The organism is Rhodopirellula bahusiensis (assembly GCF_002727185.1).
Taxonomy (GTDB): Bacteria; Planctomycetota; Planctomycetia; order Pirellulales; family Pirellulaceae; genus Rhodopirellula; species Rhodopirellula bahusiensis.
In genome coordinates, this window is sequence record NZ_NIZW01000010.1 from 18940 (window position 1) to 42034 (window position 23095).

At 56.2% G+C, this 23095-nt stretch carries 11 protein-coding genes and 1 other RNA gene; 10 read left to right on the top strand and 2 right to left on the bottom strand.

Annotated elements, in window-relative coordinates:
• Positions 1-12: 12 nt before the first annotated feature.
• Positions 13-11013, top strand: a complete 11001-nt coding sequence (locus CEE69_RS14115) for a type I polyketide synthase (protein WP_233215223.1) — start codon at positions 13-15, stop codon at positions 11011-11013.
• Positions 11006-11950, top strand: coding sequence for an EamA family transporter RarD (gene rarD, locus CEE69_RS14120; protein ID WP_099261282.1), 945 nt, complete (start codon positions 11006-11008; stop codon positions 11948-11950). Before CEE69_RS14115 ends, rarD begins: the two co-directional genes overlap by 8 nt.
• Before the next feature lie 61 nt (positions 11951-12011).
• Here rarD and CEE69_RS14125 read toward each other — a convergent pair whose 3' ends face one another.
• Positions 12012-12698 carry a DUF2141 domain-containing protein gene (locus CEE69_RS14125; protein WP_099261283.1) on the bottom strand — a complete coding sequence of 229 codons (687 nt, stop codon included), beginning with the start codon at positions 12696-12698 and terminating at the stop codon, positions 12012-12014.
• 250 nt (positions 12699-12948) lie between these two features.
• Between CEE69_RS14125 and ffs the strand changes: the two genes are divergently transcribed.
• The 7 genes from ffs to CEE69_RS14160 all read left to right on the top strand — a co-directional run bounded on the left by ffs (position 12949) and on the right by CEE69_RS14160 (position 20039).
• An RNA gene (gene ffs / locus CEE69_RS14130) (signal recognition particle sRNA small type) lies at positions 12949-13043 on the top strand.
• Positions 13044-13100: 57 nt separating this feature from the next.
• Positions 13101-15047, top strand: coding sequence for a DNA polymerase III subunit gamma/tau (gene dnaX / locus CEE69_RS14135; protein WP_099261284.1), 1947 nt, complete (start codon positions 13101-13103; stop codon positions 15045-15047).
• 78 nt (positions 15048-15125) lie between these two features.
• Positions 15126-15512 carry a YbaB/EbfC family nucleoid-associated protein gene (locus CEE69_RS14140; protein ID WP_099261285.1) on the top strand — a complete coding sequence of 129 codons (387 nt, stop codon included), beginning with the start codon at positions 15126-15128 and terminating at the stop codon, positions 15510-15512.
• Positions 15509-16108: a recombination mediator RecR gene (recR, locus tag CEE69_RS14145; RefSeq protein ID WP_099261286.1), complete on the top strand. Its 600-nt coding sequence runs from the start codon at positions 15509-15511 to the stop codon at positions 16106-16108. The genes CEE69_RS14140 and recR overlap by 4 nt, the downstream gene beginning before the upstream one ends.
• Positions 16109-16217: 109 nt before the next feature.
• Positions 16218-17708: an RNA polymerase factor sigma-54 gene (rpoN, locus tag CEE69_RS14150; RefSeq protein WP_449314204.1), complete on the top strand. Its 1491-nt coding sequence runs from the start codon at positions 16218-16220 to the stop codon at positions 17706-17708.
• A complete protein-coding gene (locus CEE69_RS14155) occupies positions 17708-18886 on the top strand; it encodes a S1C family serine protease (RefSeq protein ID WP_099261288.1) in 1179 nt (392 codons plus the stop codon). The genes rpoN and CEE69_RS14155 overlap by 1 nt, the downstream gene beginning before the upstream one ends.
• Positions 18864-20039, top strand: a complete 1176-nt coding sequence (locus CEE69_RS14160; RefSeq protein ID WP_233215225.1) for a D-TA family PLP-dependent enzyme — start codon at positions 18864-18866, stop codon at positions 20037-20039. Before CEE69_RS14155 ends, CEE69_RS14160 begins: the two co-directional genes overlap by 23 nt.
• 47 nt (positions 20040-20086) lie before the next feature.
• Here the strand turns inward: CEE69_RS14160 and aroE are convergent, their stop codons facing one another.
• Positions 20087-21577 carry a shikimate dehydrogenase gene (gene aroE, locus CEE69_RS14165; RefSeq protein WP_099261289.1) on the bottom strand — a complete coding sequence of 497 codons (1491 nt, stop codon included), beginning with the start codon at positions 21575-21577 and terminating at the stop codon, positions 20087-20089.
• Positions 21578-21705: 128 nt separating this feature from the next.
• Here aroE and CEE69_RS14170 point away from each other — a divergent pair, with 128 nt between their 5' ends.
• Positions 21706-23067 carry an outer membrane protein assembly factor BamB family protein gene (locus CEE69_RS14170; protein WP_099261290.1) on the top strand — a complete coding sequence of 454 codons (1362 nt, stop codon included), beginning with the start codon at positions 21706-21708 and terminating at the stop codon, positions 23065-23067.
• Positions 23068-23095: the final 28 nt, after the last annotated feature.

The window sequence follows — 23095 nt, forward strand, 5'->3', positions numbered from 1 at the left end:
AGCGATTGACAAATGACAGCTACGAAACTTTTGAAGACAGGGACTGGCGTGAGGAACGAACCACTTGCCGTTGTGGGCATCGGTTGCCGCTTCCCAGGGGATGCGAATGATCCGTCCTCCTTTTGGGATCTGTTGGCATCGGGAAAGGATGCCATCTCCAAAACGCCCGAGGACCGTTGGAACTTGCAGAAGTTCTATCGCCCTGGTGAGCCATTGCCGGGCAAAACCCAAAGCCAATGGGGCGGCTACGTTCGCGGCATTGACCAGTTCGATCCAACGTTGTTCGGGATCTCGCCTCGCGAAGCGGCAGCGATGGATCCGCAGCAACGCATGTTGTTGGAGGTCGCTTATCGGGCGATGGAAGACGGAGGTGCGCCGCTTGGATCGTTGGCTGGTCGCCCCGTCGCTGTGTTCACTGGCATCAGCAGCATTGATTATGCGGTCGCCAGTTTGAGCTTTGAAGATCGCGGTGAACTGGGGCCCTACACCAACACGGGATCCTCCAGCAGCATCGCAGCCAACCGTATTTCATATTGCTTTGATTTGCGAGGCCCGAGTGTTGCCGTTGATACCGCGTGTTCATCGTCCTTGGTTGCGCTTCACATGGCTTGCCAAGCGATTTGGAACGGCGAAGCCGAAACGGCGCTGGCCGGGGGCGTCAACGCGCTGATCATGCCCGACTTCTATGTCGCATTCAGCCAACTTGGCGTGCTTTCGCCCGATGGTCGTTGCAAGACATTTGATTCGCGCGCCAACGGTTATGCGCGGAGTGAAGGCGCTGGAATGGTGATGTTGAAACCACTCCGCGAGGCGCAGAAGGATGGCGACCGGATCTACTGTGCGATCCGAGCGACGGCTCTGAACCAGGACGGACGAACGCCTGGGTTGACCGTTCCGAGTGGCGAACAGCAAGAGCGTTTGGTCAAACGCACTTGCGAGTTGGCCGAGGTGGATCCCTCCGACGTGCAATACTTCGAAGCTCACGGAACCGGAACCTCCGTCGGGGATCCAATCGAAGCAGGGGCTTTGGGGCGTGTCATCGCTTCGAGCAATCAAAACCGCGAATCGCCGTGTCGGATTGGTTCGGTCAAAACCAACATTGGCCACTTGGAGGCCGGTGCCGGAATCGCGAGCTTGATCAAAGTCGCGTTGTCGATGCATCATCAAGCTATCCCGCCTCACTTGCATTTGCAGACGCCCAATCCAGAGATCGATCTTCGTGGTTGGAACCTGCGAATTCCGACTGAACTGGAGACTTGGAATGCTGAGGGTGCGGCACGAATCGCGGGCATCAATGGGTTCGGTTATGGCGGAGCCAACGGCCATGTGATCGTCGAGGAAGCTCCAAGGCGTAAGAAATCGAGCGTTTCGGTTGTTGGTGGATCAGGTGAAGGTCATGCCGGATCGGAGCGGGGAAACAAACAAGAGCGGAGCACCAAGGCGATCGTTTTGCCTGTCTCAGCGACCGATCGCAAGTCGCTGGCGAAGGTTGCTGAGCATTGGAATGGATGGCTGACCAAACAAGCAGAATCTAACGACAAAAAACTCGACATGGCGGCGGTCGCCGCCGTCGCGGCTCATCAACGAACGCATCATGACGTCCGCACTTTGGTCCTCGGCGATGATCTGGAATCGCTGCAAGACGAACTGAGCCATTTGTCCAAATCGTTGTTGACCGACGGAAGCACGAACGAAGCTCCCGCCGTACCGTCACGATTGCCCAGCGAAGATCGATCCAAGGGGATTGTGTTTTTGTGCTGTGGTCAGGGACCGCAGTGGTGGGCGATGGGACGTGGGCTTTATCGAGACAACATGGTGTTTCGGCAGACCATCGAGCGGATCGACGGTGAGTTTCAAAAGCATGTGTCGGATTGGTCGCTGATCGAAGAGCTTCATCGCGACTCGGAAACGACTCGCATGAATCGCACTTCGATTGCGCAGCCAGCTTTGTTTGCAATTCAAGTCGCTCAAGCCGCCATGTGGGCTTCGGTGGGTGTGCGGCCGAGTTTGATCATCGGGCACAGCGTCGGCGAGATCGCGGCGGCTCACTTGTCTGGTGGGTTGGATTTCGCGGACGCTTGCCGAGTGGCGATTCATCGCGGCCGGACGATGGATTTGGCAACCAGTCGTGGTGCGATGATCGCAGTGGGGCTGACTGAAAAGGAAGCCGAACGAAGGATCGCGAATCTTGCGAGTGTTGATCCACGAATGCCAGAGTCTGTTGCCATCGCGGCGGTCAACGGTCCCGCTTCGATCACTTTGTCCGGTGACAGCGACGCGATCGAACGCTTGGCGACTTCGATTGAAGACGATGGGATCTTCTGCAGGCGTTTGGCGGTGGAGTATGCATTCCACAGTCCGCAAATGGATCCGGTTCGCGACGAATTGTTGCGATCGCTCGACGGGATACAGACTCGGCCTCTGCACACCCCGATGATTTCGACAGTGACGGGACGAGCGATCGTCGAATCGGATTCCTTGGCGGGTGATTATTGGTGGACCAATGTTCGGAATGGCGTTCGGTTTGCCGACGCGGTGATGACGGCTGCCGAAGCGGGTCACGGAGTCGGCATTGAGCTTGGGCCGCACCCGGTGTTGGCTTTCGCGACGACGGAATGCTATGGCCACACGACCCAGAACATCCAGTTGATTGCGACGGCCCGTCGACCGAAGTCGGATGGAAGTTCGAGTGATTCGGAGTTGTTTGACGAGGACGAAAACCAGTGGCTCGATGGAGTCAGCGACCTGTTCTCATACGGGTTTGATCTCGACTGGTCTGGATTGGTTCCACGGCCAAGTGAACGAGCGGAGTTGCCGCTCTATCCAATGCAGCGACAATCGTTGTGGCAAGAATCCGAGCAATCGCATCGTTGTCGTTTGACGGCGTCTGCGCACCCATTGCTCGGTGACGCCGACCCATCAGCCGACCCCGTTTTTCGCGGCCGAGTTGATGGCGACAATCAAGCCTATTTGCTCGATCACCGCGTTCGTAGCGCAGCGATGTTCCCGGCGGCGGCCGGAATCGAGATGGCTTTGTCGGGAACGCGGTCGGTGTTGTCGCGGGCCAGCGAAGTGGTGGGCGATCCCGAACCAACGCGGATCCGGCTTCAGCGATTGCAGTTGCTCAATGCGTTGATCTTGGACGAATCACAGCCGCACCGACTGGAAACCTCGTTGGCCGGTGATCGTCGCTCGATTGGAATTCGATATGGCGAGATTCCCGGCGATGCGTGGACATCATTGCTAGCGGCAACCCACGGGACTCCTTCGCCGATCGATGGTGATGCCAAGCGAGCGGACTTAGACGCGGGCCGAGCACGGTGTCAGCAAACATTCAGCACCGATGATTGCTATAAGTACTGCCGGTCCATTGGGTTGAACTACGGTTCCGCGTTCCAGGGCATTCGTGAAGGCGTTCGTCGCGATGGTGAGTCGATTGCTACGGTGCAGTTGGATGAGTCCGTTCGCACGCCCGCTTTTGATGCGGAGGGATCGCTGTATTTGGTGCATCCCGCTGTGCTGGACAGTTGCTTTCATGCGATGGTCGTTTGCGATCCGCTGTTCGGTCGTTCGCCGGGCGGGTTGTACTTGCCACATGAAATTGAAGACATCCAAGTCGATGTCGAGGCTATTGCATCAGCGGGACTGGATTGCCCGCTCACCGTGCATGCGAAGATCCGCCTGAAAACGGAACATCGCCTCTTGGCGGATCTGGATCTCTATCTCGAAGACGGAACACACGTTGGATCGATTGTCGGATTTGAGAGCCGCCGGGTGGGCGCAGAGAGCGAACAGTCGACCAAGGATCTGATGTATCGGTATCGTTGGCAGGCCGACGAGTCGGAAGACGTTTCCATTGCAGCGGACGAGAGAATCGTCGTTTTCTCGCCGGCGGATTTGGCGGATGAGCTCGTTCGAGGTTGGGGGAAATCTCGCGAAGATTTCATTTGGGTGCATCCCATCGATGATGCAACTCAACGAGCGGAACAGTTCAACGGTGGTGTTTCGGCTGACCCGAACTGTTATTGGGTCGACGCCGACGATCTGCAATCGTTTTCGCGGTTGTGGGATGAGCTTGGGATCAACAAGCCAGGCAACAACTGGCATTTGGTTTATTTGTGGGCCATCGATGCATTGGACCCGCTTTCTTTGGAAGCGATGTCGCCGAGAGACGCCAGCGATGCGCTGCGTGACAGCACGTTGATGACCACACGGGCTCCGCTGCACTTGGTTCAGAGCTGGGAAGCGATGTCCGATCGGCCTGCGAGCCGGTTCACCATCGTGACATTGGGGGCTCAGTCGGGCGACGAATTGGATCAGCCCGTTGCTGCGATTCAAATGCCTTTGGTCGGAATTGGCCGAGTGATCGTCAGCGAAATTGGATCGCTGCAAACGCGTCTAGTTGATTGCGACCCGGCTGCCAATTTTCCGTTGGAAGGTCTGGCGGCCGAGTGGGCTCGCGATGACTCAGAAGACGAAGTGATGCTTCGCGATGGCGTGCGTTATGTGCACCGTTTCGTGCCCGACACACATCGGGAATGTCAATTGACGCAGGTATCACCGGGCGAGCGACCTGCGTGCCGTTTGACGAAAGGGGCTGCATCGGGCGTCGATGAATTGAAGCATCAAGCCTATGGCCGGACCGCTCCAAATGTGGGCGAAGTTGAAATAGAGGTCGCTGGAGCGGGGTTGAACTTCAGTGACGTGATGAAGGTGCTGGACTTGTATCCTGGGTTGCCACCCGGGCCAGTTGCGTTGGGCGCGGAAGTCAGCGGCACCGTCACGGCAGTTGGAGAACGGGTCGACGAATTCGCGATTGGCGATGAAGTCATTGCGGTCGCACCCGGTGGATTCGCGACGCATGTGCTGGTCAACGCCGCGTTGGTGGCCAAAGCTCCCGAGGCAATTGACCTTGTCGATGCGTCGGCGATCCCGGTGGCATGGTTGACGGCGGACCATGCAATGAGCACTTGTGCTCGGTTGAGGAACGACGAGTCGATCTTGATTCATGCCGCCAGTGGCGGTGTGGGGTTGGCTGCGATCGAGGTGGCTCAAGAGTTGGGCGTCGAAATTTTCGCGACAGCGGGGAGCGATCTCAAACGCGATCACGTGCGATCGATGGGCGTCGAGCACGTGCACGATTCTCGTTCGCTGAATTTTGTTTCCGAGATCGCGAATTTGACCGAGGCTCGTGGCGAACCGGGGATCGATGCGATATTGAATTCGCTTCCGGGTGAGGCGATTCCGGCTGGGATGAGTTTGCTTCGTGTCGGCGGCCGTTTCTTAGAAATCGGCAAACGCGATATCTATTCGGATCAGTCTTTGGGGATGTACCCGCTCCGCAACAACCTTGCTTTCTTTGCGATTGATCTGGATCAATTGTTTCAACAGCACGCCTTGCGAATGGGCAAGCGTTTGCGAGACGTGGTGCAAAAGTTCAATTCGCAAGTTTATCGCGGACATGTCCCCAAGCGATTCGAAGCTTCGGAGGCCACGGCCGCGTTCCGCTTCATGCAGCAGGCCAAGCACATTGGCAAAGTGATTGTCGACTACACCGCTCCACCCGCCAAAGTGCGAGCACGCGATGAGAACGCAATTGAGTTTCGTGCTGATGGCACGTATTGGTTGGCTGGTGGACTGGGTGGTTTTGGTTTGCGAGTCGCGGATTGGATGTCCGAGTCTGGTGCCGGCACGTTGGTGTTGAGCGGCAGAAGCAAGACGATTCGCGAACAAGCCGTGCCGGTGATTGAGCAGATGCGATCGCGAGGGACTCAGGTGGTTGTTCTGCCTTGCGATATCACCGATCCGGACGACATACAGCGGACGCTGGATCACATTGATGAAGAGTTGCCACCATTGCGTGGTGTGTTGCACACGGCGATGGTGCTGGAAGACAAGATGATCGTCGACTTGGACCGGGAGACCTTGGACCGTGTCTTGTGGCCAAAGGTTCTTGGTGGATGGAATTTGCACCAAGCCACTCGCGATCGTGTGTTGGATCAGTTCATTTTGTTCTCGTCGTTGTCCAGTGTGTTTGGTCACGCCGGACAAGCCAATTACTCCGCGGCGAATGCGTTGCTGGACGGGTTGGCTCATCATCGCCGAGTGTCTGGATTGCCCGCGACGGTGGTCAATTGGGGACACCTCGGCGAAGTCGGCTACTTGGCCGAGCGAGAAGAGTTGAGCGAGCGATTGAGACGCCAAGGTGTGCTTGATTTTTCGTCATCCGAAGCGACCGAATGCCTGGCTCGTGCGCTGCATCGTGGAGCCACTCAGTGCAGTGTGTTGCGGATGGATTGGAGTCGCTGGCGAGGGTTGGGGTTGACCAAAGATGTCTCGCCTCGATTTGCACATTTGATTCGCGGAGGCAGCGACGCCGAGCAGACCATCAACGGTGAGTCACTGCGTCAGATCCCCGCTTCGGATCGTGAGCGGTGTTTGACCGAAGTCGTGTCGGTGAAGCTGGCTTCATTGCTGGGCGGCAACGTTGCGGAGTTGGATGCCGATCGGCCATTGCTGGAGATGGGGTTGGACTCGTTGATGGCGGTTGAGCTTCGCAACTGGATCGAAGGCCAACTGCAACTGAAGCTGCAAATCGGCGCCTTGATGCGAGGATCGAGCTTGCGGTCGTTGATCGAGACGCTGAGCGAATCGTTGGCGATGGAAACGGGCGACTCGGCTGGCGTGCCGATGCAGGTTGGTGCGGTCGCTCAAGAGGAAATCGCGGATGACCCGGCGATGCAAAATCGTCAGTGCTATCCGATGTCCGATCAGCAAACGGGGCTTTGGTACGCGTTTCGACGCAATCGAAACGGGACGGCATTCAACGTCTTCCTGCCGACTCGTTTGAGGTCACCGCTGGATGTCGAAGCGTTGCAGAAGTCGATGGAAAGTGTCGTGCAACGCCACGCGGCGTTGCGAACGACTTTCACTGATTCTTCTGGTGAGCTTCAGCAAATTGTGCATGACGAATTAAAGCCGGAGTTTGTTGTTGAGGATTGGTCAACGACGAACGGGCGCGTCAGAGATGAAGATGAGTTGCTTCAATCGGTGATCGAGGAAACCCAGCGACCGTTTGATTTGCAGAACGGACCGATGATGCGAACGCGTCTGTTCCGATTGGCGGAAGACGATTGGGTTGTTGTCGCGACGACGCATCACATCGTGGTCGATTTTTGGTCGTTGATTTTGATTTTGGGTGAGATCAAACAGTTCTACCCGCAGTTTCTGTCCGGCGACGTTCCCGCCATTGTTCCGCCGGAAAAAGACTACTTTGAGTTGGTCCTGCGTCAGCGTCACTTGTTGAATTCGCAACGAGGCCAATCTTTGAAAGAGTATTGGGCGTCGACGCTGGCGGATGTACCCAAAGTACTGGAAGTGCCTACCGATCGCGTTCGTCCGACCACGTTCACTCAGGCTGCCAAAGTCGTTGGGATCGAATGCGGTGATGAAGTCGGTGCGGCGATCAATCAAGTTGCCAAACAGGCTCAAGTGACATCCTCATCGGTGGTCATGGCGGCTCTTCAGGTGATGTTGAAACAGGCCAGCGGACAAGAAAAGTTTGTTATCGGAAGTCCATTCGCGGGAAGAACGTATTCGGACTTGGAAGACACAGTTGGGTTCTTCGTGAATATGTTGCCGTTGGTCGCGGACGTTTCCGGCAACCCATCGTTCGTCGATTTGGTGCGGCGTGCAGGCGATCGCTTGGTCGATTCGATGCAGAACGAAGAGTATCCGTTTGCCCAAATTGTCCGTGATGTGGATCCGCCACGAGACACAGGACGAAGCCCACTGATTCAAGTTTCTTGCACGTTTGAGAAAGCTCATGTGCGAGAGGAGGAAGGTCGTGCGGGTTACTTGTTCCCGTCGGCGACTGAAGTCAAAGAAGTGGCGGGATTGAGGCAGGAGAGTTTCCCCGTCCCGCATCAAACCTGTCATTACGATTTGGAGTTCATCTTCGAAATGACAGGCGATCACCTCGTCGGGATGATCGTCTATTGCGAGGATTTGTACGAAGCCGACACCATGCGGGCGATGTCAGATCAGTTCGTTGCGTTACTCGCAAAGTTGGTTGCCGACCCGAATGCGTTGATCGAAACGGTCCAGGCTGTTGAGACTGCCAAGTCTGGCAAAGTGCAATCGAATGGATTGCGAAACGGTGCTGCGAGGAACGAACCTCAGACGTTAAACGCCTTGATCGTCGATGGTGCGAATAGGCCAACCAAGGTGGCGACCTCAGATTCCCGAGAGAGCGTTTCAGTTGGACACAACGGCGGTCGATCATTCAATCGGTTGTTCCGTTCGCCAAAATTGAAGCCAGCCAGTCCTTCGCTGCCGGGGACATCCGATCCAGTTGTTCCGGGTTCGATGGCGACTCGAGAGGTGATTGCTCGGAGTTTGCGATCGCATCACGTGGAAGCCGGCAATCACGTGCCTGTGCTCGCAAGGCCTGGGAAGCGGGCGATGGATTTGATTCTGTCCTTGCAGCAAATTGGGGCGATTCCAATTCCTTTGGACGCCACTCGGCCATCTGTGATGCTGGATTTGGTGCTTGAGCAAACAGGTGCCAATACATTGGTCGTGGATGAGCCCATCGGCAATCGGACTTCTGGATTGCAGACGTTGACTTGGGACCAATTGACGAGTTCGCAGAACGGTGCATCAAATGGGAACGGCAAGTCATCGGCCAATGGGAAATCCAAAACTCACGCTATCGTGCCGGATGACGCTGCCTATGTGATTTACACATCGGGGACGACTGGCGTGCCAAAGGGTGTCGTCGTTTCGCACGGTGCAATCGCGAATACGTTGCGTTGGCGCGGTCGGATCACGCCGTTGACTACCTCTGACAAAATGTTGATGCCCTTGTCGCATCAGTTCGATGCGGGGTTGGGGATGACGCTGTTCGCTTATTCGCAGGGTGCCGAAGTGATTTGGCCGGACGCGGATCGAGTGGCCGACATCGACTCGGTCGTGGAGCAAATCATTCGCGACGAGGTGACGGTTCTGGTCGGGGTGCCGTCTTGGATCGATTTGATCGCGTCTCATCGTAAGTTCGCTCACTGTCACTCACTCCGCCATGTTTGGATTGGTGGCGAGGCGATGCCGGAAAGTTTGCCACGGCTGATTCGTCGTAGCAGCGAAGCTCAGATTTGGAATTGCTACGGGCCAACCGAAGCCGCGGTGGAAGCGACCGCGTACCGCATCAACGATGTGAATTCTCGTCGTCGGATTCCAGTTGGTTTGCCTGCTGATCACACCGACGCAGTTGTGGTGGATGAGAACCGTCGTGAAGTCGCGCCGACGTTTGCGGGCGAAATTGCGTTGGTTGGAGCAGGTTTGGCGGACGGATATCTCGGCGATGAAGGCTTGACCAAGCAACGATTCGTTACGTTGACGGACGGAAGGCGAGCCTACCTGACTGGTGATCAAGGCCGCCGCCGTGTTGATGGATTGGTCGAAGTGTTGGGACGCATGGATCGGCAGCTTAAAGTCGGTGGTTATCGCATCGAACCTACCGAAATCGAAACCATTCTGCGGGATCATCCCTCGGTCGCGCAGGTGGCCGTGGTGCCTCGCGAAATCGGTGACTCTGAGTCGACCAAGTTGATTGCATTCGTTCAGTTGGATGCGATTGACTCAGCGATGAAAGAGAACGCGAACGGTCGGCCGGTACAACAGGCAGCTTGGAGTGACGTTGTGCTGTCATTGCAGCATCACGTTGCCGAGCATTTGCCGCCGTACAAGCGACCGGCGCATATGCAACACGTCGAATCGTTCGTCATGACCGCGAGCGGAAAAGTGGATCTGAACGCTCTGCCCGAACTCGCGTTGGACGCATCTGATCTCACCGCTCATCAGCCTCCGAGAACCGATCTGGAGCGGCATCTTGCCGATCGGTGGACCGACGTGCTGGGAGTGCATTCGATTGGGATCAATCAGAGCTTCTTCGAGTTCGGCGGCAGTTCGCTTCAGGCGGCAATGTTGACGAACCGGTTGAGCGAAGATTTGGGCGTCGACGTTCCGTCTTCGCTGTTGTTCGATCTTGCCGATATTTCCGCAATGGCCGAACGGTTGGCTTCGCTCTATCCAAGCGAATTGTCACGTCGGTTCGGAGAGTCTTCGGTGTTGTTCTATGCCGACGAATCGAACCAGCGAAATAACGGGCTGAATGAATTGCTGGCACCGCTCAAGGTCACTGGCGATCGGGCTCCGCTGTTCATGGTCCACCCACCCGGTGGGATCGTGGTGTGCTACCGAGAACTAGCGGCGCACCTTCCAGACGACCAACCGATGTACGCGATTCGAGCTCGGGGATTGCACGGAAAAGAGGAGTTGCCACCCACGATGCAGGCGATGGCAGCCGAATATGTCGAAGCGATTCGCTCGGTTCGACCCGAGGGACCTTATGTGATTGGCGGATGGTCGGTGGGCGGGGTCATTGCCATGGAAGTTGCGCAGCAATTGATCGCTGACGGGCACGAAGTCGACGGATTGATTCTGTTGGATTCGTCGATTCCAAGTGGCGCCAGCGATTTGGTTCCCGCCGAAGATCAAACCAATGTGGGATTGGAATACGGCATTGATTTGTCGTTGGATGAGTTGTTGCAACTACCGAGTGAAGAGCAGTTGCCGTTCTTGTGGCAACACGCGGAAAAGCTGGGTGTGCTCGATCAAAACACGCCGGCCGACGTGGCCGCTCGGGCGATCGACGACTTGAAAACTTTGTTCCATCACCATTTGAAATTGACCACCCAGTACAAGATGCAACCTATCCCGACGCGAATCGTTTTGTTCCGTCCGACGGACGTGCCGTTTGAAACCGAGGGCAGTGCTGATCGTGGATGGTCGCACCTGGCCCATCGTGCGGACGTGATTTCGACTCCTGGCCATCACCACAGCATGGTGCAGGATCCTCACGTCAAGCAATTGGCCCAGTCAATTTGTGAAACGTTGGATTCGAGCGTTGTTTTAAGCGACGCGAATTCCAGCGTGAGTCACGCGGGTGGCTGAACTGACGAATGACACGCACAGCCGTGATCTCAAGATCGGATTGGTGTGCGCGCTGCTGGCTCACACAATGTGGGGCTTGTTTCCGATTTACTGGCGACAAATCGGCGGCGCAGATTCCTTGGAGTTGGTTTGCCACCGAGTTGTTTGGTCGTTTGTAACGCTCGGTTTGGTGTTGCCCGTGATGTTATGGCGGGGCCGTTGGGGCGGGTTCTCGGCTGTCTTCCGCGAACTTCGAAGTCGTCGCGTGTGGACGATTTATGTCATCGCCGCTGTCATGATTGCGATCAATTGGTTGGCGTTCATTTGGGCGGTCAACAACAATCGCGTGTTAGAAGCATCGCTGGGGTATTACATCAACCCGCTGCTGAACGTGGTGCTTGGGGTCGTCGTCTTGGGCGAGCGACTTCGGTGGCCGCAGTGGATGGCGGTTGGGTTCGCAGCCATTGGTGTGTCGGTGATGGCGATCGGCAATGGAGGTTTGCCATGGGTTTCGATGGCCATGGCGACATCGTTTGCGATCTACGGCCTCGTGAAGAAGAAGGCCTCGCTTCCCGTGCTGCTTGGTTTGATGTTGGAGGTCACCGTGCTGGTGATTCCAGCAGCGATCTATCTGGGCATGAGATTGGCGGACGGCGTGTCCACGATGCAGACGGGCACATCGGTCGAGTTTGGGATGCTGCTCGGTGCTGGATTGATCACGATTGCGCCGCTGGCGTTTTTCGCAGCGGCTGTTCAACGAGTTGACTTGTCGTTGATGGGAATCTTGCAATACATCGGCCCGACGTTGCAGTTCCTGGTCGGCTATGTCCTGTTTGGTGAGACGCTCGACACGTCGCGCAAGATTGGCTTCGTTTTCGTGTGGACAGGGTTGCTGATCTTTTTGGTCGCATCCCAATTCAAACGACGAAGATCGACATTGGTCGCGGAAGCAACTTAATTCTCGCTCGACCGTTGGGTCTGCCGCGGACTTTGTTTCGCCCGACTGCCAGCTGAGACGGCTAGTAAATCTGAATCTCGATCGGCTCTTCGCTGTTTTCTGGGCGATCGATCACCGCCTCTTCGAATGCCGGCGGTCCAAATTTTCCACGAGCATCGTTGCTGAAACCATATCGCTCCGCGGGAATCCCAAACTGGTTTCGCGTCAGGGCGCCGTCATTGTTCGTGTCATGGAACGCGGCGATGGCGAAGCGTTTGGGAAGCTGGTCGATAGGAATCGTGCACGCGGCAACGCCGTTGGGCTGGACCGGGACCTGCGCCGCGACCAAAGCGTTCTCTGGATCGTTGAAGGAGGCCTCTGCGTTGTAGATCGCCAGCCACACCAGAGAGTCGCTGGGGATTGCACCGATCACGCGAATCATGATTCGATCGGTCGATTCCTCGCCACCCTGGAAAGATGCTTCACCGCTGGCCAAATCCAAGGTTGCCGTTTGATCATCATTCGGCGGAACGATGCTGGATGCATCGGGAAAGGCCGGCGGGCGAAACTGGTTGCGTCGGTAGGTGAGGATCCCAATTCCGGTCAAAAACACAAGCGTTGCGAAAACCATCAGCAAAGACCCGTGGTTTTGCTGCCATCGTTCAGGGAGGGATTGCCAAGCGTTCCAGCTTGGTTCCATCTCAACCTCTTCAACGGGGGCCGGTTTGGTTTCTGCTTGGGATTCGAACCCGTTTTCCATCTGTTTCATTCCCGACAAGAATCACCCGAGTGGGCTATTGTTCCGCCTAGCGACGGCATTTTGCGAGATTCGAAGGCGAATCGATCGTAGGCAAACCGTTTCCAGGCATCGCCGATTGCGAACAACATTTCTGACAGAGTAACCGAATTGCCGGCTCAATGCGATGAAGCGTTTCACGCAGCAAGTTCGTCATTCTGCGTTCTGGATGGGTTTCGCAAAAACGATGATTGACCTACACTAGCGGAGCGATCTGCTCGATGGTGGCGACCCTTGCGACTGTGAGTCGTGAACCTGGTCAGGCCTTAACTGGAGCAGCCATAAGCGGTGTAACTTTGTGTGAGGGTTGCCGCCACCGAGCAGACGCGATTGCCAGCTGGTTTCCTGCCCGTTTCTACGACTTCACGTGAATCTGTGAGCGACGATCAATCTGCGGACAACGGTTCTTACGTCGTTGTCGCAAGACGCTATCGGCCGCGGGACTTCACACAACTGGTTGGCCAGGATCACGTCGCCCGGGCTTTGCAGGGCGCGATCGAAACTTCTCGCGTGGGGCACGCTTACCTGTTCACAGGTGCTCGCGGGGTCGGCAAGACCAGCACGGCTCGGATCTTTGCAAAAGCACTCAACCATCCCGACGGTCCGACGGCGAACCCGGACAACGAAAGCGACGTCGCTCAAGCGATTGATTCGGGAGAAGACGTCGATGTGATCGAGATCGACGGTGCCAGCAACCGCGGCATCGACGAGATCCGTTCGTTGCGAGCCAATGTGGGCGTGCGTCCCAGTCGCTCGCGGTACAAGATCTACATCATCGACGAAGTTCACATGTTGACGGGAGCCGCGTTCAACGCACTTCTGAAAACATTGGAAGAGCCGCCCGAGCACGTCAAATTTATCTTCTGCACGACGGATCCGGAGAAGATTCCGATCACCGTGCTCAGCCGTTGCCAGCGATTCGATTTCGCTCCGGTTGAGAGCGACAAGATCGTGCAGCGTCTGCGAGAAATCGTCGAAGCGGAAGACAACACAGTCGAAGACGAAGCGTTGGAATTGCTGGCGCGTCGTGCCGCTGGTTCAATGCGAGACAGTCAATCGTTGCTCGAGCAAGTTTTGAGCTTCAGCGATGGCCACCTGACAGCGGACCATGTCCACACGATGCTGGGGACGGCGGATGATCAGCGATTGCATCGATTGGCCGAAGCCATGGCCAATCGAGATGCGTCGGCTGCCCTTCTTCAAATTGATGAAGCGGTTGCAGCCGGTGTCGACGCGGGACGCTTGGCGGAACAGATGCTCGGCTACTTCCGCGACTTGATGGCTGTCGCGGTTGGTTGCGAAGCATCGTTGATGCGTTACGCGGCTGCATCGATGCACGGTGCGCTTGGCGAACTGGCGAGTCGTTGGGGTTTGCAGACCGTGCTCGCGATCGTTGGTTTGGTCGACGAAACACTGGTCCGAATCCGGCACAGCGTTCACGCTCGAGTGTTGCTCGAGGCCACTGTGATTCAGGTTTGTCATTTACCCGATCTGCAAGCGATCTCGGACCTGGCCTCGGCGGCGTCCGGAGCGGGTGGCAAATCAGCGGGCGAAAAAAAAAAGCGAGCCGCGGTAGCTAGTCCGGCCGCAAAATCGGTTGCGGCCCAACCGGCTTCGGAGCCATCGGGTTCGGCACCGGCTTCGGTGGATGAGCCTGCAAAAATGCGAGTGGATTCTGCGGCGACTCCTTCCGGGGGCCATCTTGCAGTCGCGAATTCGGCTGCTCCGGCCGCGGTCGCAGGGGTTCCTTCCGGTCGTGTTCCCCCGGTAGCTTCATCCTCTCAGGCAGGTGTTCAACCTCAAGCCGTTTCGGCGACTGACACCGGTTCGGCAGGCTCGGGGGCTCCTTCGCAGTCGACCGCGGTCGCTGAAAAGCCAGCCGCGTCAGCCGACTCCACGACATCGACTGATGGCTATCCGCAGATCTCCGGTGACGAGGCCAAGACGAGCTGGACCCAGGTTTTGCAAGAGATGGACCCGATGACGGCGACGCTGGCGAAAGCCGCCGAACGGGTCGATTCACCAGAGCCCGGCGTGCTTCGGTTGATCTTCCCCGGCAACTCGGGGCTGGCATTGAGTCGTTGCCAAATGCCCGAGCACAAAGAGGAAATCCTCCGCACGCTTTCACGAGTGACTGGACGGCGTGCTACCTTGCAGTTCGAAGCAACAGCGGTCAAAAAAGTTGAGCCAGTTGCTGCTGCGAAACCGAAGAATCGAAATCGAATGCAGCGAATGCGCGAGATTCAGGCCAACCCTTTGGTCCAGTCTTGCGTCGAATTGCTCGGAGCCGAAATCGTTCGCGTCGATACGCCTCGCGGATGAGGCCGGTCGACTCGATCGGCTTTTGCTCACCCATCGTTAACTTGTCATCACTGACTCTCGTTCCACTGGATTGGACCCATGTTCAAAGGCCTCGGCAATCTCGGCAACATCGCATCGATGGTTGGCAAACTGCAAGAAATTCCGCAGAAGATGCAGGAACTCAACGAGCAGATGCGGAGCGAACGTGTTTCCGCCAGTTCGTCATGCAATCACGTTGAAGTCGTGATGAACGGTATCGGTGAAGTTCAATCGGTCGAGATTGCACCCGAAATTTTGGGTGTCGGCGGTGGTGAAGTCGTCGCTCCCGAAGACCTGGAACATGCAATTCGTGATGCCACCAACGCGGCGGGCGCAGCGGCCAAACAGTTGTACGCCAGTGCGATCAGCCAGCTTGCATCGGACATGGATCTGAACATGCCCGGAGTCGATGGTTTGCTAACGAGCTTGACGGGCGGCAATGGATGAGCGGACACGCCGGTGCGGTATCCGATCTGGTAGACCAGCTCAGCAAGCTCCCCGGAATCGGGCGCAAAAGCGCTGAACGGTTAGCGTTTCATTTGTTGCGAGTCCATGAGGACGAAGCTTTGGCTTTGTCGACGGCCATTCGCCGCGTGCGAACCGACGTTCGCTATTGCTCGGTTTGTTTCAACCTGTCAGAGAACGAGCTTTGCCGAATTTGCTCTGATCCAAAACGCGATGCGACACGTTTGTGTGTCGTCGAGCAGCCACGCGACCTACTCAGCCTGGATGCTTCCGGAGTTTATTCCGGGATGTATCACGTGTTGCTCGGGCGGATTGCACCCCTCGATGGGATCACTCCAGACCAGTTGACCATCGATTCGCTGATCGAGCGGGTTCGAACTGGAAATTTTTCCGAGATCATCATGGCGACCAATCCGACGGTCGAAGGTGACGGCACATCCCTGTATTTGTCAAACTTAATGCAGGAATTTCCGGTGGAAATCACGCGGTTGGCCCGCGGAATCACTTCGGGCAGCGTCCTGGAATATGCGAATCGTGAGATAATTGCCGATGCGTTGACGGGTAGACAGCGGTTATAATCACCGTGCCAGTGATGAATTGGCATCGAATTCGCTCACTCGGTTCTCACTGATGTGGCGACCTTCCCTTTGATTCGCGTCACGCATTTCAGAAAAGATTCTCATGCGGATGTCAGTGGGGCTTCAGGCCCGGCAAAGCCAAGTACAAAAACTCGCTCCACGGATGATCCAGTCGATGGAAATCCTGCAGATGCCCACGTTGGCATTGCAGGAACGCATCGAGCAGGAGATGAACGAAAATCCGTTGCTGGAGCAGCAAACCGGGGACCCATTGAACCCGGATGACGGCGATGACGAGGTCCCTGACAAAGACACTCGAAGCGAGAACGAAAAAGAGTTGGTTGTCGACAATGATCACGACAACAAAGACGACTTCGAGCGTTTACTGAACATGGACTCGGATTTGCCGAGCACGTTTGACGATTCTTTTCGTCAGAGTGCCAACCGCATGTCCGAGGATGCTGATCGTCGCCATGACATGATGGCGAATGCCCAGTCGCGGCCCGAATCGCTGAATGACTACCTGCTGCACCAACTTGCAGAGATGGACATTGACGACGAGGTCGAGCAAATCGCCGAGCGAATCATCAGCACGTTGAATGCGTCCGATGGTGGTTACTTGCGAATGCCGTTGGCGGACTTGTTACCAGCTGGTCATTCCAAGGAAGACTTTGACAAAGCTGAAGAAGCGCTGGCCGTGGTTCAGTCTTTGGAACCCAGTGGCATCGCTGCTCGTGATCTAAGTGAATGCTTGATTTCACAGTTGGATTCTGCGGTGCCCCACTTCGATGAGCTGTCGACTTTGATTCGGTCGCATCTCAACGATCTCGCCGAAAACCGACTGCCGCAGATCTCGAAGAAAACCGGTTTCTCAATTGAGCTGATTCAAGAGCTCCGCGAAGATTTGCATCTTTTGAATCCGAAGCCCGGTGCAGCGTTCCTGGAAACGTACGTACCGAACGTGACGCCGGACATCATTTTGGAGCAGGACGAGTCCGGCGAATATCGAGTTCGTTTGGATGATGATCGTGTGCCGACATTGTTCATCAGCGAGTACTACCGCCGCCGTTTGCAGGCTTCTGATTGCAGCGATGCGGAGCGGGAGTTCATCAAGCAAAAAATCAATGGTGCTCAGTGGCTGATCGATTCGATTGAGCAACGACGAAGCACGTTGACTCGAGTTTCTGAAGCGATCGTCGAGCATCAAAAGCGATTTCTGGATGAAGGTCCTGAGGCGATCGAGCCTTTGAAGATGCAGCAAATCGCCGACAAAGTTGGCGTTCACGTGACGACGGTCAGTCGTGCGGTGGACGACAAATGGATTCAGACCCCGCGAGGTATCCTCCCGTTGCGTCGATTCTTTGTCGGTGGCACCCAAACCGAAGATGGAGATGATGTGGCTTGGGATACGATCCGCCTGAAACTGCAAGAGCTGATCGACAAAGAGGACAAGAGCAGACCTTACAGCGATGAGAACTTGGTCGACGAACTGAAAAAGGCGGGCATGACAGTCGCCCGCCGGACGGTCACCAAGTACCGCAAGAAAATGGGCATCCCGAGCAGTCGTCAACGGCGTGACTGGAGCCTCACCAATTCCTGATGTCTGCCGTGAAGCGATCCATCATCGTTGTCCTGGCGGTCATGAATCTGAGCTTGTTGCTCATGGTGGCTGCATCTCTGTTTTTGCGTCCTGTCCTCACCAAGCGATCTGACTCCTCGACCGCATCCGATCAACCAAACGCGGTATCCGGCGTGCGTGATGGTGCGTCGCAAGATGTTCCTGTGCACGCTCCGACCGCTGGCAATTTGGCGGACACCGAGACGCGAACGATCGAACTGTTTCGGGTCACTTCTCCGTCCGTCGTTCACATCACGACATCCAAAGTGGCTCGCGATTACTTCAGCATGAATGTGCAGGAGATTCCGCAAGGCAGCGGGACTGGGTTCGTTTGGGACAAGGCCGGACACATCGTGACCAACAACCACGTCATTCAAAACGCGGATGTCGCGATGGTCGCCTTCGATGATCAAACGAGCTACCCAGCGAAGCTGGTGGGTGTCGCACCGGACAAAGACTTGGCCGTCTTGTTGATCGATGCTCCCGCGGAACGATTGCGTCCCATCCCTCGAGGCGTGTCGGCGGATTTGGAAGTGGGCCGGACTGCACTCGCGATCGGCAATCCATTTGGATTGGATCAAACGCTCACAACCGGTGTCATCAGTGCCCTGGGACGCGAGATCAAGTCGGACTCAGGCGTACCGATCAAGGATGTGATTCAAACCGACGCTGCGATCAATCCGGGAAACAGTGGCGGCCCGTTGTTGGACCGATCCGGTCAATTGATTGGCGTCAACACAGCGATCTACAGTCCGTCCGGTGCCTACGCTGGAATCGGATTCGCGATTCCGGTCGACACGGTTCGCTGGGTGGTTCCAGAACTCATTGAACATGGACGCATCATCCGGCCCGGAATCGCGATCACCGTTGCAAGCGATTCAATGAGTAAGCGATTCAAGCTCCCGCCCGGGGTTTTGATTCTTGATGTGCCGGAAAGAGGCAATGCGGTGGACGCCGGTTTGCAGCCCACTCGTCGGACTCGGTTTGGCGACATTGTGCTCGGCGATATCATCGTTGCTGTCGATGATATGAAAGTCACATCGACGGCGGATCTGACGCTCATCTTTGAGAACTACGAAAGTGGCGATGTTGTTGATGTAACGGTCATTCGCCAAGGAACCGAGCTGGATTTATCGGTTGAACTCGAAACATTGGATTGATCGAATTCGCACTTCTTCTCAGACCGATCCCGCTCCATGGTACGAAGTGGAGAATGTCGACCAGGTCTTTTCTCCGGCGTTGTTGATCCACCCGGACCGAGTCCAAGCCAACCTAGATCGAATGATTGAGATCGCGGGTGGAGCGGACCGACTGCGGCCTCACGTGAAAACGCACAAGATGCCCGCGGTGGTCGAGATGAACATCGCCGCGGGAATCTCGCGTTTCAAAGCAGCGACGATTGCGGAAGCGGAGATGACAGCCGCTGCTGGTGCAAAGGATGTTCTGTTGGCAGTTCAGCCAGTTGGACCAAACATCCAGCGTTTCGTAAGGCTCGTCGAAAGTTATCCTTCCTGCGAGTTCTCCTGTCTCGTTGACGACTCGTCAATTCTGACGCAATTGGAAACAGAGTTCCGAGCTGCCGATGTGCAGGGACGCGTTTGGTTGGATCTGGATGTTGGAATGAACCGGACGGGCATTGCACCATCCTGTGCGGCGACGGAATTGGTTCGGTTGATCGACGCGAGCAAGCATGTTCGCTTGGCGGGACTTCATGTTTACGACGGTCACCTGCATGACACGGACACGGAGCACCTGAAGCAACAGTTCGATGAATCAACGAAACCGTTTTGGGATTGGTTTGGCGAATTGCAGCGGACTCTTGGACACACCGTGAAGTTGGTCGCCGGGGGAACGCCCACATCAGCTTTTTGGCAGGCGGAATCGCGATCGCGGAACGTCGAGATCGAAACAGGGGCGGGAACGACCGTTCTTTGGGACGCGGGCCAGCCGACGTTCTCACCGGTGATGCCGTTTGAGCCCGCCGCGTTGGTGATGACTCGCGTGATCAGTCGGCCAACCGAGTTCGATGTTTGCCTGGATCTCGGTCACAAAGCGGTCGCATCGGAAATGCCGTTGCCGCGAGTGAAGTGGCTGAACTTCGATGCCGACCACGAGGTTGTTGGGCACAACGAAGAGCACATGGTTCTTCGGATGACGCGGCCTAGCCCACTACGGTGTGGCGACGTGCTGTACGGAATTCCCGTGCATATCTGTCCGACCGTTGCATTGCATCAGCACGCAGAGTGCGTCAAAGATCACCGAGTGATCGAGAAATGGCCTGTGGTGGCACGCAACCGAATGTTGACGATCTAAAGACTCGCTTTTCGACTTTGATGACTTCGCGTCAGTGGATCGCCAACCTAGTTCACTTGAACTGGGTTGGTTGCCTCTTTAATTTTTTTCCGCATCAAGTCGATCGAAGCTTCTTGGCCAGTGAAGAGCTTGTACTGATAAGCAGCTTGGCGGACAAACATGTCCACACCCGTGATCACGCGAGATTGTTTCTGGACCGCCTGCTTAATCAGCAAAGTGTTCTCTGGGTTGTAAACCGTGTCGAAAACGACCATGAACTGATTCAGTGAGGACTGGTTGAACGGGGTGTTGTCGACATCGGGGTGCATGCCGATTGGCGTTCCGTTGATCAGTAGCTGGACCTTTGCCTCGTGGCGTTCTTCCCAATCAATGACCCGGCAACCGATGTCGGCGGCCAGCATCTCAGCACGTTCACGGGTTCGCGAACTGATCGTGACGTCGCATTTGCGTTGACGCAGCCCCCATGCAATGGCTCGCGAGACGCCGCCGGCACCCAAAATCAACGCAGTCTTTCCCTGCAGTGAATTCTCGGTGCCGCGTTCGATTTTGAACGCTTCTTCGATGCAGTCCATCGCAGCGCGGTAGTCAGTGTTGTAGCCGAGGCAATCGTCGCCGTTGAAGATCATCGTGTTGATCGCGCCGATACCCGTGCAGCTGGATTCGGCTTGCGTGCAGTACTGCAACGCCGATTCCTTGTGAGGAATTGTGATGCTGATTCCTTGAATGCCCAGTTCTTTGCAGGTCCTCATGAAGGACGGCAGGTCATCCTTCGGCACGCGAAGTGGCAGGTAGCGTGCGTTCAGTCCCGCATCGACGAACGCGGCGTTGTGGATCAATGGGCTGTGGCTGTGGGCGACCGGATCCGCGATCACGCCGAACAACGCAGTGTCTTCCTTGATCGTTTCGTAGTGATAAACGCTGTTCATTTCCTTCCAGTTGAGCTGGCCGGGGGCAAGCTTTTTGTCGGAACTGAACGTCGCGTAGGTGAACGGAGATCCGACACGGTTGGCAAGGATTCGCGTCAGCATGCCGATTTCGCCCATGCAGATTCCGATCGTCGGAATTTTCGCGTTCTTGCACAGGTTGATCATTCGGATGTTGTCCGAGAATGAATTCGCCATGCAAGCGATTTTGACGATGTCCGCGTCTTCGGCGGCCATGGCCTCGTGCAATTCGTCCAAGTTCTCCGGCGTGCCACTGAAGTCGTGGTAGCTGATGATCCGTTTGGTGTTGCCGTAGCGAGGAATCTGAGCCGCGACGTCGGCTTCGATATCGACGTACTCGGCACCTGCCGCGATGACACTCCGCAGAAGCATCAAGCGATCTTGTTCGGATCGTTCCCATCGACCGCCATCTTCTTTCCTGCGAACCGTGGCGACCACAGGGCCCGGACGGTCATTGAGTAATCGTTTCAGGTCGACGGCGCGGGAAATGTAATCGAGACGCAGTTCAACGAGCTGAGCACCTTGTTCGACCAAGAACTGGTGTTCGGCAATCATGCGTTTGTGGCGGGCGCGGCCGAGACTGACACAAATCATAAATGTTCGGTGGTCGGGATGGAGGATGGATGGGGCGAGACTTCGCCACGAGGTTATAATAGTCGGCAGCGTTCCGAAGGGCAGTACGGGAGGCCGATCTCAACGTCACAAATTGTGCTGAATTGACCATGTTTTACTGCCGCCAAGACACGTTTCAACGCTTCCAAGACAACTCGTCGGCCAGAAAGGTTCCCACCATGCTTCGCTTCGGTTGCTGCTTTGCCTTGCTGCTGGGTGGATTCGTTTTGCCATCGGTGACGGCAGAGGATCTCAGCTCACAGATTTGGCCCACGTCCAGAGGCGATTTTGCCGCAACAGGTGCTCGCTCGAAGGGAGTTGCCGACGAGTTGGTTCTGCAATGGGAAACGAAAACCGCCGAGGCAATCGAGGCGGCTCCAGTCAGCGACGGCAAGCATGTTTTCGTCGTCGATGTAATGGGCGGAATGGAAGCTCTCGAGCTGTCGACGGGAGAATCGCTCTGGCGTCACGAACTGGATACTGGCTTCGTCGCTTCGCCTTCGTTGTTCGTTCCGCAAAACATCAGCCAGGCAATTGGTGCGGTGAATGTTTTGGATGCCGGTGATCTGCCCGAAGGGACCACTCCGATGACGACGGAACAGATCGATGCATGGTCGGCGACTCAAGCCACCGTGTTGGTGTCGGGAGACGTCGAAGGGAATGTCGTCGCCTGGGATCCAGCCTCGGGGGAGCAGCTTTGGAAAGGTTTGACGGATGGTGAGATCAGTGCTTCGCCATCGTTTTATGTGCTGCGTCGTCTTGGAGCATCCGGTGAAATCGAGCTGCAACCAAGAGCTTTGGTGACTAGTCAGGACGGCAGCCTGTATTGCTTCGCGATGAAGTCTGGAGAGCTGGTTTGGAAATACGAAACCGGCGATCAGATTCGGTGTGGAGCTTCTGTCGGCGATGGGAAGACTTATTTAGGAGGGTGCGACGGTGGCCTTCACGTGGTGGATTTGACCACTGGGAAGGCTTCGCGGGATGCAATTCCACTTGGCGGACCAACTGGAAGCACGCCAGCGATCCGCGACGGCAAATTGTTTGTGCCGATCATGGATGGAGTTTTGTACGCGTTCGCTCCGCAGGGCGATTCCGAAGAGGACGGCATGCCGACGTGGGAGTACAGCGATCCGGATCGAGCCCAAGAATATCGCGGCAGTGTTGCGGTGAATGATGATGTGGTGATCGTCACGAGCCGAAACAAGACGGTGGATGCGATCGAGCGATCAACGGGCAGACTGCGCTGGAGGGTGACACTGAAACGACGTGCTGATGCCTCGCCCGTTATCGCCGGTGACGATGTCTGGGTCGCTTCCACTGACGGACGACTCTTGCGTTTGTCGATTGAGAATGGGGATGAAAAATGGAATTTCGAGATTCGGGGGGCCTTCATCGGCGAACCTGCCATCGTAGGGGAACGCTTGGTCATCGCGGATGACGAAGGCGTGGTTCGAAGTTTTGGGCCGAAGTAAACATTCTTAAGAAATGCGTTTCTGAACT